14 protein-coding genes are annotated in these 15,118 nt (G+C 71.2%); 9 read left to right on the plus strand and 5 right to left on the minus strand.

The genetic code is table 11. The features are described 5' to 3' along the window. Positions 1-5: 5 nt before the first annotated feature. Positions 6-1,301, minus strand: coding sequence for an FAD-dependent monooxygenase (locus tag ACFYWJ_RS15110; protein ID WP_355280660.1), 1,296 nt, complete (start codon positions 1,299-1,301; stop codon positions 6-8). A 19-nt stretch (positions 1,302-1,320) separates the two neighbouring features. Beyond that, complete coding sequence (locus ACFYWJ_RS15115; protein WP_355280662.1) at positions 1,321-1,806, minus strand: MarR family winged helix-turn-helix transcriptional regulator; 486 nt, start codon at positions 1,804-1,806, stop codon at positions 1,321-1,323. A 121-nt stretch (positions 1,807-1,927) separates the two neighbouring features. On the opposite strand from ACFYWJ_RS15115, the gene ACFYWJ_RS15120 reads away from it, so the two are divergent. Further along, positions 1,928-3,679 carry an acyl-CoA dehydrogenase family protein gene (locus ACFYWJ_RS15120; RefSeq protein ID WP_355280664.1) on the plus strand — a complete coding sequence of 584 codons (1,752 nt, stop codon included), beginning with the start codon at positions 1,928-1,930 and terminating at the stop codon, positions 3,677-3,679. Between the two features lie 78 nt (positions 3,680-3,757). Here ACFYWJ_RS15120 and ACFYWJ_RS15125 read toward each other — a convergent pair whose 3' ends face one another. Further along, positions 3,758-4,195, minus strand: coding sequence for a ferritin-like domain-containing protein (locus tag ACFYWJ_RS15125; protein WP_355280666.1), 438 nt, complete (start codon positions 4,193-4,195; stop codon positions 3,758-3,760). After that, the gene (locus tag ACFYWJ_RS15130; protein ID WP_355280668.1) at positions 4,192-4,920 is read right to left on the minus strand and encodes a hypothetical protein; all 729 of its coding nucleotides are present in this window, start codon (positions 4,918-4,920) and stop codon (positions 4,192-4,194) included. The genes ACFYWJ_RS15125 and ACFYWJ_RS15130 overlap by 4 nt, the downstream gene beginning before the upstream one ends. Before the next feature lie 181 nt (positions 4,921-5,101). Between ACFYWJ_RS15130 and rimP the strand changes: the two genes are divergently transcribed. The 7 genes from rimP to ACFYWJ_RS15165 all read left to right on the plus strand — a co-directional run bounded on the left by rimP (position 5,102) and on the right by ACFYWJ_RS15165 (position 12,117). Beyond that, positions 5,102-5,731, plus strand: a complete 630-nt coding sequence (gene rimP, locus ACFYWJ_RS15135) for a ribosome maturation factor RimP (protein ID WP_355280670.1) — start codon at positions 5,102-5,104, stop codon at positions 5,729-5,731. Then, positions 5,728-6,756, plus strand: a complete 1,029-nt coding sequence (nusA, locus tag ACFYWJ_RS15140; protein ID WP_355280671.1) for a transcription termination factor NusA — start codon at positions 5,728-5,730, stop codon at positions 6,754-6,756. Before rimP ends, nusA begins: the two co-directional genes overlap by 4 nt. Positions 6,757-6,824: 68 nt before the next feature. Further along, positions 6,825-7,154, plus strand: coding sequence for a YlxR family protein (locus ACFYWJ_RS15145; RefSeq protein ID WP_355280692.1), 330 nt, complete (start codon positions 6,825-6,827; stop codon positions 7,152-7,154). A gap of 109 nt (positions 7,155-7,263) precedes the next feature. Further along, the gene (gene infB, locus ACFYWJ_RS15150; protein ID WP_387162753.1) at positions 7,264-10,257 is read left to right on the plus strand and encodes a translation initiation factor IF-2; all 2,994 of its coding nucleotides are present in this window, start codon (positions 7,264-7,266) and stop codon (positions 10,255-10,257) included. Positions 10,258-10,350: 93 nt separating this feature from the next. After that, a complete protein-coding gene (locus ACFYWJ_RS15155) occupies positions 10,351-10,644 on the plus strand; it encodes a DUF503 domain-containing protein (RefSeq protein WP_355277864.1) in 294 nt (97 codons plus the stop codon). A gap of 19 nt (positions 10,645-10,663) precedes the next feature. Continuing rightward, entirely contained in the window at positions 10,664-11,113 is a 450-nt protein-coding gene (gene rbfA, locus ACFYWJ_RS15160; protein ID WP_355277821.1) for a 30S ribosome-binding factor RbfA, read from the plus strand. A 5-nt stretch (positions 11,114-11,118) separates the two neighbouring features. After that, positions 11,119-12,117, plus strand: a complete 999-nt coding sequence (locus ACFYWJ_RS15165) for a bifunctional oligoribonuclease/PAP phosphatase NrnA (RefSeq protein ID WP_355277819.1) — start codon at positions 11,119-11,121, stop codon at positions 12,115-12,117. Between the two features lie 123 nt (positions 12,118-12,240). Here the strand turns inward: ACFYWJ_RS15165 and ACFYWJ_RS15170 are convergent, their stop codons facing one another. Then, the gene (locus ACFYWJ_RS15170; RefSeq protein WP_355277816.1) at positions 12,241-13,416 is read right to left on the minus strand and encodes an MFS transporter; all 1,176 of its coding nucleotides are present in this window, start codon (positions 13,414-13,416) and stop codon (positions 12,241-12,243) included. A gap of 275 nt (positions 13,417-13,691) precedes the next feature. On the opposite strand from ACFYWJ_RS15170, the gene ACFYWJ_RS15175 reads away from it, so the two are divergent. Next, positions 13,692-15,035 (plus strand): MATE family efflux transporter, encoded by a 1,344-nt coding sequence (locus ACFYWJ_RS15175; protein ID WP_355277814.1) that lies wholly within the window; start codon positions 13,692-13,694, stop codon positions 15,033-15,035. Positions 15,036-15,118 lie beyond the last annotated feature (83 nt).

Consider the following 15,118-nt stretch of genomic DNA (forward strand, 5'->3'; position numbering starts at 1 on the left):
CCGGGTCAGGCGCCGAGGTCAGCGAACATCTTGCGCTTCATCGGCGGTATCGCGCCTGCGGTGCGCAGGACGAGCTTGCCCATCATGCGGCCGAGCCTGCCGTCGGCGACGGCGCGTTCGGCGGTGCTCAGTGAGGTGCGGACCGCGGCGAAACCGTAGTCGGTCATGGCGGTTTCGTAGGCGCCGATCGCGTCGAGCAGGCCGCGCTCGCGGCGGTCGGCGGCGACCAGCATGCGGCACAGCAGCTGGGCGTCGCGCAGGGCGGTGTTGGCGCCGATGCCGGCGAACGGGGTCATGCTGTGGATGGCGTCACCGAGCAGGGTGACGGTGGTCGGGGTCCAGCGCGGGATCGGGACCGAGGTCTTGATCGGCAGCAGAGTGGCGGTGGCGCTGTCGGATTCGGCCACCAGCCTGCGCAGTTCGGGTGCCCAGCCCGCGGTCATCCGGACCGCGGTGGCGTGCAGCTCCGCCGCGTCGAGGGCCGACAGGTCGACGCCGAATCGGTCCCGCTGGGCGGCGAACGCCCAGAACACGTAGGGCTGGGTGTCGTCGAACAGGAAGCCGGGCGTGAGCTCGGTGCCGTCGCTGCCGAGCGCGACACCCGGTGCGGGCGGGGCGAATTCGTGCGGTGCGATGAACATGCCGCACCCGCTCGGCGGAATCACGCTGTGCGGGTGCGCGAGCAGACGCGGATCGAGGCGGTCACGGGCGCTCGGGGTGAGCGCGTACTTGCCCGCGATGGTGACGATGCCGGTGTCAACGCGCCGCGCCTGCGGCAGGTACTGGGCCCGCACCCGCGAGGTGCCGCCGTCGGCGCCGACCAGCACATCACCGACCTCGCTGCCGCCGTCGGCGAAGTGGACGACCACCCGGCCGTCCGGCCGACGCTCGTAGCGGTCGAACGCGCTGCCGTAGTGCACCGCGTCGCCCAGTTCGGCGAGCAGGATGCGGCGCAGGGTGATCCGGCTGATGCCGTAGTGGTCGCGGTCGGCGTGCGCGGTCTCGGCGCTCTCGAAATCGATCAGGCTCGACAGCTGCTCGGTGACGAAGCCGAAACCGTTGCCGCCCTGGCCGGAGCAGGCGACGAAGGTCGCGAAGAGCTCGGGGGAGAGCAGCTCGGCCAGCGCGCCGCTGCCGTGCGGGTTGATGTGGATGCGGAAGCCCTGCAACCGGTCGGTGCGCCGCACCTCGCGCTCGTGCACGCTGACCGCGACGCCGGCCCGGCGCAAGCCGTTGGCCAGCGCCAGACCGCCGATACCGCCGCCCGCGACGATGACCTTCAGTGGGGTGTTGGATGCCATGACGGTGTCCTTTCGATGGTCAGGCCCGGCTCCAGCCGAACCCGCCGGAGCGCCGCTTCGACGCTCGCTGCTGCTGGGTGGGGCCCGCCTGCGACCAGTCGGTGATCAACCGGTCGAGCAGGCGGGTGAGGGTGACCACGTCGGCGGCGGGCCAGTCGGCGATGACCGCGCCGAACACCTGGTCGCCCACCTCGAGGAACTGCTGGAGTTCCGCGTGCCCCGCGTCGGTGATCTCGACCAGGACCGCCCGCCGGTCGGCCGGGTCCGGCGCGGTGCGCACCAGCCCGGCCTCCGCCAGGGTCTGCACGTGCCGGGTGATCGAGGAGGGCAGCGCGTCCAGGCGCTCGGCGATCTCCCCTGCGCGCAGCGGACCCGACTCCGCCACCGCCTGCAGCACCCCGACCCGGACCGGGTCGTACGCCCGGGACGTGCCCTGGCGCATCGCCTCGGCGAACCTGCTCGTCGTGCGGGCGAGTTCGGAGACCTGATCCTTGTTTGCTTGCATGAATCAAACAATACATTTGATTGCGTGAAACAACAATAGGGGTGGTGAACTTACGCCTACGTAGGGGAAACCTGCAGGTCATGGCCTCGAAGCCGGGTGTGGCGCTGCTAAGTTAGCTCCCATGACGAGTTCGCCGAGCCTGCTGTTCAACCCCGCCACCTACGACCCTCAGCACTTCGATGCCGAGACGCGGCGGCTGCTGCGAGCCACCATCGAGTGGTTCGAATCCAAGGGCAAGGCACAGCTGCTGGCCGAGGACCGCGACGCGGTCTGGACCCAGGAGTTCCTCGACTTCGTCGCGAAGGAGAAGCTGTTCGCGACCTTCCTGACCCCGGCCGCCTACGCCGACGGCGACCCGAACAAGCGCTGGGACGCCGCCCGCAACGCGGCACTGGCCGAGATCTTCGGCTTCTACGGCCTCGCGTACTGGTACGCCGAGCAGGTCACCATCCTCGGCCTCGGCCCGATCTGGCAGAGCGACAACGAGACCGCCAAGCGCAAGGCCGCCGCCGATCTCGACGCGGGCCAGGTGATGGCGTTCGCGCTGTCCGAGCGCGAGCACGGCGCCGACATCTACAACACCGACCTGATCCTCACCCCGACCGAGCCGGGCAGCGCCGACGCCGAGGCCGGAATCCTGTTCCGCGCCAACGGCGAGAAGTACTACATCGGCAACGGCAACGTCGCCTCGATGGTGTCGGTGTTCTCCCGCCGCGGCGATGTCGAGGGCGCCGAGGGCTACATCTGGTTCGCCGCCGACAGCCGCCACGCCGACTACCACCTGGTCGAGAGCGTCATCCACGGCCAGATGTACGTCAGCCACTTCCGGCTGGAGAACTACCCGGTGACCGCCGCCGACGTGCTGCACGAAGGGCCCGAGGCCTTCTCGGCCGCGCTCAACACCGTCAACGTGGGCAAGTTCAACCTCTGCCACGGCGGCATCGGCATGGTCGAGCACTCGTTCTTCGAGGCCATCACCCACGCCAGCAACCGCATCCTCTACGGCAACCCGGTCACCGACTTCGGCCATGTGCGTGGCAATTTCGTCGACGCCTACGCGCGCCTGATCGCGATGAAGCTGTTCAGCGACCGCGCGGTGGACTACTTCCGCAGCGCCTCGCTCGAGGACCGCCGCTACCTGCTGTTCAACCCGATGACCAAGTCCAAGGTCACCTCCGAGGCCGAGGTCGCGATGACCCTGCTGCTGGATGTGCTGGCGGCCAAGGGCTTCGAGAAGGCCACCTACTTCGCGCAGGCCTCGCGCTACATCAACCACCTGCCCCGGCTCGAGGGCACGGTGCACGTGAACGTGGGCCAGATCCTGAAGTTCATGCCGAACTACCTGCTCAACCCGACGGAGTACCCGGCCATCGGCACCGACCTGGCGCCGGGCGACCAGGAGTTCTTCTGGAAGCAGGGTCCGGCGCGCGGCGCGGGCAAGGTGCAGTTCGCCGACTGGACCCCGGCCTACGAGCAGGCCGCGGACGTGCCGAACGTCGGCCGGTTCTACGAGCAGGCACAGGCGCTGCGCACGCTGCTGCTCACCGCGGCGCCGGACGCGGCCCAGCAGAAGGACCTGGACTTCATGCTGACCATCGGCCACCTGTTCTCCACGGTGGTCTACGGCCAGCTGATCCTCGAGCAGGCCGAGCTCACCGGGCTCGACCGCGATGTCGTCGACCAGATCTTCGATTTCCAGATCCGCGACTTCAACACCCACGCGACCGCCCTGCTCGGCAAGCCGACGGTCACCGAGGCCCAGCGCGCCTGGGCCGTCGGCGCCCTGCGCAGCCCCGTGGCCGACGCCGCGCGCTTCGACCGGGTGTGGCAGCAGGTGGCGTCCTACGACGGCGCCTACGCGATGCGCCCGTAGCGGACCCGGTTCGGCCGCCGCACCGCACGGTGGGGCGGCCGACGTCGGGCCTGGGCTCGCGATCGTGCCCGGGTGTGGCTACACCGACGCGCGGCCGGGGAACGTCGTGGTGACGGGGTTCGCGCCCAGGATCGCTTGCCAGCGGGCCCGGCGCACCGCGGACTCGGTGAGTGCCTCCGTCGCGGTGGCCCGGACCGCGGCGTCGGCCGCCTGTTCGACGACGGCGTACCACGCTGCGGCGCAATCGGATTCGACCGTGACGGCCAGGTGTGCCGCGGGGATCGGATCGTCGACCGGGAACGGTGGGGTGTAGGCGGCGCCCGCCGCCTCGGGTGCGGTGCCGCCTGCTTCCAGCAGTTCGATGGTGGCGTCGCGCCGGGCCCGGTGCGCGGCGCTGAACTCGGCGACCATGCGCGCCCGGTCGGCATTGGCGTAGGCGGCGATCACGCCGTAGGAGTAGACGGCGGCGTACTCGCTGTCCAGGGCGGCCTGGAGGGCCTGTCGTTGATCGGTCATGCGAGCAGGACTCCCGCCTCGGTGGCGCAGGCCGCGCTGATCGAGGCCAACAGCCCCGCGCGGTACCCGGATTCGGTGCGGGCCAGCGCCGCGGCGGACTGCTGCGAGCGGACCAGTTGATCGCGCAGCTGGGCGATCGTCAGTGGCTGCGTGGCGTTCTCGATCGTCGCGGCGGGCACGAGGGCGCCGTCGGGGCCGGGCACGGTGATCTCCCCGGTGCGGTGCACGGGGGTGGTGCCGTCGCCGTACACGCCGATCACTCGGTCGATCTCGGTACGCAGCGCGTCGGCGTGGGCGGTGCGTTCGGCGGCGACGGTGGCCAGCGCGGCCTGCGCCTGCGGAGCGAGCGCGATCGCGGCCTGCGCTGACGCGGCGTCGGCGCGGGCCAGGACCTCTTGCGCGGCAAGCGGATCCGGCGCGTGCACGGTGTCGTCCTCGGCGCAGGCGGCCAGCACGCCCAGCGCGGGGACGCCGACGGCTGTCGCGCCGACCAGGCGCAGCAGCGACCGCCGCCGCCAGCTGCCCGCCGTGCGCTGTGTCACGTCGGCGGTCGGCGACCACCGCGCCGGTGCGGCCGAAGCCGGTCGGTGCGGAGCTGCGGGGGCGGTGCGCTGCGGTGCGACCGGGCGCGGCGACTCGCTCGTCATCGGGCGGGATTCGTGCCGGTCGGAGCGCATGCCGGAAGGTCGCCCGGCGCTCGGCGGGGCGGTATGGCGGAAGGGCACGTACCCATCGTGCCAGATCCGCGCACCGTCGCCCGCCCACGCCGCGACACCGGGAGGCACGCCGGGGCGGACCGGTGCGCGATGCCCGGTGGCTGGTCCTTTACACTCTCGTGGCGCGTTACGCTAGACCTTCGGCGTAGAAATTTCCGATCGCGTCACAACTGAACCAGGAGCCGCCCATATGCCGATGCCCACCGAGGAAAGGGTGAGCCAGCTCGTCGCTGAGCTCGTCGCACGCCGGGGATTCGACCTCGAGGGCGTCGCGATCGCGTCTGCGGGCAAGGACGAATTGGCGCCGGTTCGGTTGAAGGTCACCGTCGACAGCGACGGTCCGGCCGATCTGGACGCGATCGCCGAGCTCAGCCGGGAGATGTCCGAACTGCTCGACGACGCGGGCGATTTCGGCGAATCCGCCTACCTGCTCGAAGTGACCACCCCCGGCGTCGACCGCCCGCTGACCGCCGAGCGGCACTGGCGACGCGCGCAGGGCCGCAAGGTGAAGGTCGCGCTGCGCGACGGCGCCGAGCCGGTCGAGGGCAAGGCCCGCTTCGAGGCGCGCGCAGGCCAGCTCGCCGACGACGGCACCGTGGCGCTGGTCCTCGGCGGCAAGAACAAGCCGCACCGGGTGCACGTGCCGCTCGCCGACATCGCCACCGCGGTGGTCCAGGTCGAGTTCAACGCACCGGGCGCCGCCGAACTCGAACTCGCGGGCGGGATCGCCGCGGGCCGCCCGGTACCGGGCGAAGAACCCGCCGACCTCGCCGCCGCAGGACAACACAGTGACTCTCCCACCGAAGGGGTTGCGGAATGAACATCGAAATCGAAGCCTTGCGGGCGATCGTCGCCGACAAGGGCATCCCCATCGAGACCGTGATCTCGGCGATCGAGTCGGCGCTGCTCACCGCCTACCGGCACACCGAGGGCCACCAGCCCAACGCGTACATCGACATCAACCAGAAGACCGGTGTGGTCCGGGTGATGGCGCGGGAGCTGGACGCCGACGGCAACCTCGTCTCCGAGTGGGACGACACCCCGGAGGGCTTCGGCCGGATCGCCGCGACCACCGCCCGCCAGGTGGTGCTGCAGCGGCTGCGCGACGCCGAGAACGAGAAGTCCTTCGGCGAGTTCTCGACCCATGAGGGCGACATCGTCGGCGGTGTCGTCCAGCGCGACGCCAGGGCCAACGCCCGCGGCATCGTGGTGGTGCGGATCGGCAGCGAGGCCAACGGCGCGGAGGGTCTGATCCCGCCCGCCGAGCAGGTGCCGGGGGAGACCTACGAGCACGGCGACCGGATCAAGTGCTACGTCTACGGCGTCTCCCGTGGCCCGCGTGGTCCGCAGATCCAGCTCTCGCGTACCCACCCGAACCTGGTGCGCAGGCTGTTCTCGCTCGAGGTGCCCGAGATCGCCGACGGCTCGGTGGAGATCGTCGCGGTGGCCCGCGAGTCGGGGCACCGCTCCAAGATCGCGGTGCGGTCCACCGTGCCCGGCGTGAACGCCAAGGGCGCGTGCATCGGCCCGATGGGCCAGCGCGTGCGCAACGTGATGAGCGAGCTGGCCGGCGAGAAGATCGATATCATCGATTACGCCGAGGATCCGGCGACCTTCGTCGGCAACGCGCTCTCGCCGTCGAAGGTGGTCTCGGTCACCGTCGTCGATCCGGAAGCCAGGGCGGCCCGGGTGATCGTGCCGGACTTCCAGCTGTCGCTGGCGATCGGCAAGGAGGGCCAGAATGCCCGCCTGGCCGCCCGATTGACCGGCTGGCGCATCGATATCCGCAGCGACGCGGCTCCGGAGCAGGGCGATTCGGTTCGGCCGGAGGCGCACCGTAGTTGACGAAAACGCGGGAATCCCGACCCTCGGATGACATGTTCGTAACTTCGGAAGGGGAGGGGTTCGTCGTTATGACCGGGTCACCGGTAGAGTGGGTGGAAGACCGGCCCGCGCAATCCGTTCGAACCTGTATCGGATGCCGTCAGCGCGAGCCGTCTGCCGAACTGTTGCGGATCGTGGCGCAGCATCGGGACACCGGCTCCGCCGGGGCTCCGGCTGTTGCGATCGTTCCCGATCCACGGCGCAGACTTCCCGGACGGGGTGCCTGGCTGCACCCCGTTTCAGCTTGTCTGCGTTCCGCAGAGCGGCGCCGAGCATTCGGCAGAGCCCTACGAGTGTCCGGAAATCTGGATATCTCAGCCCTGGAGCAGTACCTCGAGAACAGGCACGAGCACTCATGAGCACACCGTGAAGCACCAACGATGAACGTCCATCGGAGATAACCCGAGGTCGTGCGGGCCGCCGTCCCCTTACACGGTGGCGCTGCTCGGCCTCTCAGTGAGGAGAGCAGTGGCAGGCAAGGCCCGCGTGCACGAGTTGGCCAAAGAACTCGGTGTCACGTCCAAAGAACTACTCGCGAAGCTCAAGGAGCAGGGCGAGTTCGTGAAGTCGGCGTCCTCGACGGTGGAAGCACCCGTCGCCCGTCGCCTGCGCGAATCGCTCGCGTCGAAGTCCGCCCCGGCGGGCGACGCGAAGCCGGCGGCCCGTCCCGGTCCGTCCCAGGCGGCCCGTCCGGCCGCCAAGCCCACTCCCGGTGGCGGCCCCCGTCCCGGTCCGCGTCCGGCTCCGGCGGCGCCCGCCGCCGCGACCCCCGCGGCCCCGGTGGCTCCGGCCGCCGAGTCGGCTCCGGTCGAGGCCAAGCCGGCTCCGGCCGCTCGGCCGACCCCGGCCGCCGCGCAGTCGGCGGCGCCCGCCGCGAAGCCGGCCGGTGCCCCCGCGCCCGGTCCGCGTCCGGCCCCCGGCGCACCGCGTCCGGGTCAGCCCGCCGCCGGTCAGGCCCGTCCGGGTCAGCCCGCGCCGGGTGCTCCGGCCCCGCGTCCGGCCGGTCCCGGCCCGAAGCCCGGCCCGAAGACCCCGCGCGTCGGCAACAACCCGTTCAGCTCCGCCCCGGATCGTGAGCGTCCGGCCCCGCGTCCCGCCCCGCAGGGCGGCCCGCGGCCGACGCCGGGTCAGGGCGGTCCGCGTCCGGCTCCCGGCCAGGGTGGTCCGCGTCCGGCTCCCGGTCAGGGCGGTCCCCGTCCCGGCCAGGGCCAGGGTGGTCCGCGTCCGGCCGCCGCGCAGGGCGGTGCCCCGCGTCCCGGTGGCCCGCGCCCCAACCCGGGCTCGATGCCCCCGCGGCCGAACCCCGGTGCCATGCCCCAGCGCTCCGCGCGTCCGGGTCCGGCGGCCGGTGGCCGTCCGGGTCGTCCGGGCGGCGCGCCCGGTGGCGCCGGTCGTCCCGGTGGCGGCGGCGGTGGCGGCTACCGCGGTGGCGGTGGCGGTGCCCCCGGTGCAGGTCAGGGTGCCGGTGCACCCGCGGCCGGTGGCTTCCGTGGTCGTCCCGGTGGCGGCGGCGGTCGTCCGGGTGGTCCCGGTGGCCGTGGTGGCGCGGCCGGTGCGTTCGGTCGTCCCGGTGGCGCTCCGCGTCGTGGCCGTAAGTCGAAGCGGGCGAAGCGCGCCGAATACGAGAACATGCAGGCGCCCGCCGTCGGTGGCGTGCGGCTGCCGCGCGGCAACGGCGAGATCATCCGGCTCGCCCGCGGCGCGTCGCTGTCGGACTTCGCCGAGAAGATCGACGCGAACCCGGCCGCTCTCGTGCAGGCGCTGTTCAACCTCGGCGAGATGGTCACCGCGACCCAGTCGGTGAACGACGAGACCCTCGAGCTGCTCGGCAGCGAGATGAACTACGTCGTGCACGTCGTCAGCCCCGAGGACGAGGACCGCGAGCTGCTGGAATCGTTCGATCTCACCTACGGCGAGGACGCCGGCGGCGAGGACGACCTCGAGCAGCGTCCGCCGGTCGTGACCGTCATGGGTCACGTCGACCACGGTAAGACCCGACTGCTGGACACGATCCGCAAGGCCAACGTCCGTGAGGGCGAGGCCGGTGGCATCACCCAGCACATCGGTGCCTACCAGGTGCTGACCGACCTCAACGGCGACGAGCGCCTGATCACCTTCATCGACACCCCGGGTCACGAGGCGTTCACCGCCATGCGTGCCCGTGGTGCGAAGGCCACCGACATCGCGATCCTCGTGGTCGCGGCCGACGACGGCGTCATGCCGCAGACGGTGGAAGCGATCAACCACGCCCAGGCGGCCGACGTGCCGATCGTGGTGGCGGTCAACAAGATCGACAAGGAAGGCGCGAACCCGGACAAGATCCGGCAGCAGCTGACCGAGTACGGCCTGGTGACCGAGGAATACGGTGGCGACACCATGTTCGTCGACATCTCGGCCAAGCAGGGCACCAACATCGACGCGCTGCTGGAAGCGGTCCTGCTGACCGCCGACGCCTCGCTCGACCTGCGGGCCAACCCGGACATGGACGCCCAGGGTGTCGCCATCGAGGCGCACCTCGACCGCGGCCGTGGTCCGGTGGCCACCGTGCTCATCCAGCGCGGCACGCTGCGCGTCGGCGACTCGATCGTGGCGGGCGACGCCTACGGTCGCGTGCGCCGCATGGTCGACGAGCACGGCGACGACGTCGAGGCGGCCCTGCCGTCGCGGCCCGTCCAGGTCATCGGTTTCACCTCGGTGCCCGGCGCAGGCGACAACCTGCTCGTGGTCGACGAGGACCGGATCGCTCGCCAGATCGCCGACCGCCGCAATGCGCGCAAGCGCAACGCACTGGCCGCGCGCAGCCGCAAGCGGATCAGCCTGGAAGATCTGGATGCCGCCCTGAAGGAGACTTCGGAGCTCAACCTGATCCTCAAGGGCGACAACTCCGGTACGGTCGAGGCCCTCGAAGAGGCCCTGCTCGGCATCGAGATCGACGACGAGGTGCGTCTGCGCGTCATCGACCGCGGTGTCGGTGGCGTCACCGAGACCAACGTCAACCTGGCGTCGGCCTCGAACGCGATCATCATCGGCTTCAACGTCCGTGCGGAGGGCAAGGCCACCGAGCTGGCCAACCGCGAGGGCGTCGACATCCGGTACTACTCGGTGATCTACCAGGCCATCGACGAGATCGAGAAGGCCCTCAAGGGCATGCTCAAGCCGATCTACGAAGAGGTCGAGCTGGGCCGGGCGGAGATCCGCGCGATCTTCCGTTCGTCGAAGGTCGGCAACATCGCCGGCTGCATGGTCCTGTCGGGCTCGGTCAAGCGCAACGCCAAGGCGCGCCTGATCCGCGACGGCAGGGTGATCGCCGAGACGATGACCATCTCCTCGCTCAAGCGGGAGAAGGACGACGCCACCGAGGTCCGCGAAGGTTACGAGTGCGGTATGACCGTGACCTACAACGACATCAAGGACGGCGACATCATCGAGGCGTACGAGCTGCGCGAGAAGCCGCGCGACTGATCACGCACACCGTTCCACACGCCGCACCCGACACCTCGGGTGCGGCGTGTGGTCATGCGGGCAATCCATCCATCTACCAGGAGGTGAGCACCGCTGTACATCGGTGCGCTCGAATTCGATCTACTGCTCGGTGACGTGCACTCGCTCAAGGAGAAGCGGTCGGTGATCCGCCCGATTCTCGCCGAGCTGCAGAAGCGCTTCGCCGTCAACGCCGCCGAGGCCGGTGACCAGGATCTGCATCGCCGGGCCCTGCTCGGTGTCGCCATGGTCAGCGCGGAAACGAGTCACCTGAACGAGGTGCTCGACAAGTGTGAGCGGCACGTCGCCGCCCGTCCGGAGATAGAGTTGCTGGCAGTACGCCGCCGGATCTTCGGACCCGAAGACTAGACCAGAGGAGGACAGACCCATGGTGGATCAAGCCAGGGCACGCCGACTCGCCAAGCGGATTTCCGCGATCGTGGCCACCGCGATCGAGTACGAGATCAAGGATCCGCGGCTGCGGTTCGTCACCGTCACCGATGCCAAGGTGACCGGCGATCTGCGCGAGGCAACGGTGTTCTACACGGTGATGGGCGAGACGCTCGACGCCGAACCCGACTACGCGGCCGCGGCCGCCGGTCTGGACGCGGCCAAGGGCGTGCTGCGGTCCAAGGTGGGTGCGGGTACCGGGGTGAAGTTCACCCCGATCCTGTCGTTCACGCTGGACAAGGTGCCCGACGCGGCCCGCGAGATGGAAGAGCTGCTGGCCCGGGCTCGCGCCATCGACGACGAGGTCGCCAAGGTCGCGGCCAACGCCACGCACGCCGGTGAGGCCGACCCGTACAAGTCCGATCGCGACGACGACGGCGACGAGTAACCCCGATGACCAGCGTCCGTGACGCGACCGTGCCGGCCGCCGCCGTCGCCGCTCTGGCGACGGCGCGGGCGGTGACGGTGCTCTGTCACGTGCAGCCCGACGCCGACACCATCGGCAGCGGGCTCGCGCTGGCGCTGGCACTGGAACGCAAGGGCGTGCCGGTGGTGGTGTCCTTCGCCGAGCCCGCCGAACTGCCCGCCTCGCTGCGGACGCTGCCCGGCGGGCATCTGCTGGTGCCGCCCGCCGAGGTACCGGCCGAGGTCGACCTGCTGGTCGTCGTCGACTGCGGCGCGCGCAGCAGGCTCGGCGTGCTCGCCGACCGGCTGGACGGGGCCGCGACGACGCTGGTCATCGATCATCACCGGGCCAACGACGGGTTCGGCACCGTCGATCTGATCGACGAGTCGGCGGCCTCGACCACGGAGCTGGTCACCCGGCTGCTCGACGCGTGGGGCATCCCGATCGATGCCGCCATCGCGCACTGCCTGTTCGCGGGGCTGGTCACCGACACCGGGTCGTTCCGCTGGGCCAGGACCGGCAGTCATGCCCTGGCCGAACGGTTGCTGGCGACCGGGATCGACGGCGCCGAGATCACCCGTGTCCTGCTCGACACGCATCCCTACGCCTGGTTGCCGATGCTGTCGAAGGTGCTGTCCACGGCGGTCGTCGTGCCCTCGGCGGCGGGGGTGGGGCTGGTCTACGCGCTGGTGCGGGCCACCGATACCCACGAGGTGGGACCCGAAGAGGTGGAGAGCGTCATCGATGTCGTCCGCACCACCGCCGAGGCCGGGATCGCGGCCGTCTTCAAGGAGGCCCGCGGCCAGAACGACCGCTGGACCGTCTCGCTGCGCTCGCGTGACTCCGCGCCCGGTGCCGCCGACGGCGTGGATGTCGCCGCGATCGCCAGTGGTTTCGGCGGCGGCGGACATCGGTTCGCGGCGGGGTACACAACGTATGGCAACGCCGCCGACGTGGTGCAGGCGCTGGTCACCGCGCTCGGCTGAGCGCGGCGCCGTCAGCCGTCCCCGGACGTACCGGCCCGTTCTCGGAGGCGATCCGAACCGGCGGGCCGGGCCGAGGCCGGTGACCTGCGTGCCGACAGTCCGGTGCGCGGCCGGTCGCGCTGATCAGCCGACCGGAACCGGCTCGCGGCGCAGCCGCCGGACGAGGGGTACGCCCAGAATCGTTGCGACAGCGCACAATCCGAACGCGAGTGCCGGTCGGTCCACGAGCAGGCCGGTGGCTCCGGCGACGACGAGGCCGCCGAGGTTGCCGGTCATCCAGATGAGTCCGGCCGCGGTGCCCTCGGCCACCCCGGTGTGACGCTCGGTCATGGTGAGCACGATCGGCAGGGCTGGCAGCAGGGTGAGGCCGATCAGGACGAAGGCCAGGAACCCGGTGGCGAGTCCGGGTGCCACCGCGACGAGCAGACAGGCCAGCGCGCTGGCCGTGAGACCCACCATGACCGCGGGCAGCTCGACACCGCGCCGCAGCACCGCGACCGGCACTACCGCGCACCCGACGACCCCGGCCAGGACATTGATCAGCAGCACGATGCTCGCGGCATCCGCGCTGACCCCGGCGGGTTCGAGCAGCGCCTGACCGTAGGTGGCCAGCGCGACGAAGGTGCCGAACGGGAAGAAGACCGCCGCGCACAGGCGGCGGACATACGGGTCACCGAGGGTCGCGCGCAGCGCGGCGAGCGGCGCTGCCGACTCGCCCACGGGCCGCACGGGCGCGCCGTGCCCCGGCCGCAGCAACTCGACGGTGAGCAGCACCGCCGCCACGGTGGCGAAGCCCGCGCCGAGGGCGGTCAGCGTCCACAGCTGGCTCTCGGCGGGGAAGATCGCCCCGAGCACGAAGGCCGCCGCCATCCCGGCGAAGGTGCTGGCGGTGCCGACCGCGATCCCGGTCGGGCGGTCCTTCTCGTCGAGATAGTGTCCCGCGACGCCGGTGATCGCGTTGAGCACCAGCGGCTGCGCGACGGCCACGATCGTCTGACCGGCCAGCGCCATCGCGAAGCTGTCGTGCAGCAGGCGCAGGTCGGCGCCGATCGCGGTGAGCGCCGCGCCCGCGATCAGGGCGGGCCGGAACCAGCGGTCGAGCAGGATGCCAGCGGGGATCGCCAGCACCACGTACAGCAGCGGGAACATATTGGCCAGCCAGCCGACCGCCGACTCCGACACCCCGAAATGGGCCGCCGCCACCGTGGTGACCGGCGCGTAGTTGAGCCACACGACCTGGGTCGCCGCTCCCACGAGGGCGAACGCCGTGATCACGCGCCACCGCTGTACAAACGCCATGGATGCTGTCCTGAGAGCTCGGGGCGAACCGGAGGGGTCGCGCTGCGTCCGCCCTGACTGGGCGAGTGACCAGTATCGCCGGTGGCGTCGGGTACCGCGACATTTACCAGGGATTTCGCCGGGATCGTCCGGTTCCGCACCGGCCGTGTCCGGTCCGGCCCCGCGCCGGGCTCGTGGTCCGGCGCTCGTCGCGGCGCGGGATCGGGTCGCGACGGGTGTGCGAGCATCGGTGGCGGGCGCCGGTTCGGGCGCCATCGACGGGGAGGCGGAGCCTGATGTCCACGGTTGATCCGGACGCCGAGGTGGGGCCGCGGCGGATTCTCGGGATCGCGCTGCCCACCCTCGGCGTGCTCGTGGCCGAGCCGCTGTACCTGCTGTTCGACATGGCGATCGTCGGCAGGCTGGGGGCGCTGGCCCTGGCCGGGCTCGCGGTCGGTGGAGTCATCGTGGGGTCGGTCAGCACCCAGCTCACCTTCCTGTCCTACGGCACCACCGCGCGCGCGTCGCGACGGCACGGCGCGGGGGATCGGGCGGGCGCGGTCGCGGAGGGCGTGCAGGCCAGCTGGGTGGGCGCGGCGATCGGTGTGCTGATCCTGCTGGTGGTGCAGCTGTTCGCGGGGCCGCTGTGCTCGGCGATCGCCGGTGGCGGTGAGATCGCGGACGAGGCGCTGGGCTGGGTGCGGATCGCCCTGTTCGGGGTGCCGCTGATCCTGCTGTCGATGGCGGGCAACGGCTGGATGCGCGGGGTGCAGGATGTGCGCCGTCCGCTGATGTATGTGGTGGCGGGACTGGCGCTGTCGGCCGTGCTGTGCCCGGTGCTGGTGTACGGGCTGCTCGGGGCGCCCCGCCTGGAGCTGGCGGGGTCGGCGGTGGCCAATGTGGTCGGTCAGCTCGTGACCGGCGGCCTGTTCGGCTACGCGCTGCTGCGCGAACGGGTTTCGCTGCGTCCCCATCCGGCCGTGATGCGGGCCCAGCTGGTCCTCGGCCGGGATCTCATCGTGCGCAGCCTGTCGTTCCAGGCGTGCTTCATCTCCGCCGCCGCGGTCGCCGCCCGCTTCGGCGCCGCGTCGGTCGCCGCCCATCAGCTGGTGCTGCAACTGTGGAATTTCCTCGCGCTGACCCTGGATTCGCTGGCCATCGCGGCCCAGGCCCTCGTCGGCGCCGCGCTCGGCGCGGGCAATGCGCGGGGCGCGAAGGGGATCGCCCGGCGGGTGACGGGCTGGTCGGTGATCTTCGCGCTGGTCCTGGCCGCCTGCTTCGCCGCCGGGGCAGGCGTGATCCCGCTGCTGTTCACCGACGACCCGCAGGTCCTCGAGCGCACCCACGTCATCTGGTGGTTCTTCGTCGCCATGATCCCGGTGGCCGGCGCCGTCTTCGCGCTCGACGGCGTCCTCCTCGGCGCGGGCGACGCGGCCTTCCTGCGTACCGCCACGCTGGTCGCCGCCCTGGTCGGCTTCCTGCCGCTGATCTGGCTGGCCCTGGTCTTCGACTGGGGCGTCGCGGGTATCTGGTCCGGGCTGGTGGCGTTCATGCTCTTGCGCCTGCTCGCCGTCGTCGCCCGCGCCAGATCCGGTCGCTGGGCCCGCGTCGGCGCCGACGTCCCGACCGGGGCCGCCTAGCCGGAGTGGCGCTCGTCACAGCGATACCTGGTACGGCGAGTTCGCACTACCGTCGGAACGGAGGACCTCGAGCCGACGATGGA

Origin of the sequence: Nocardia sp. NPDC003269 (assembly GCF_042888005.1) — a bacterium.
Taxonomy (GTDB): Bacteria; Actinomycetota; Actinomycetes; order Mycobacteriales; family Mycobacteriaceae; genus Nocardia.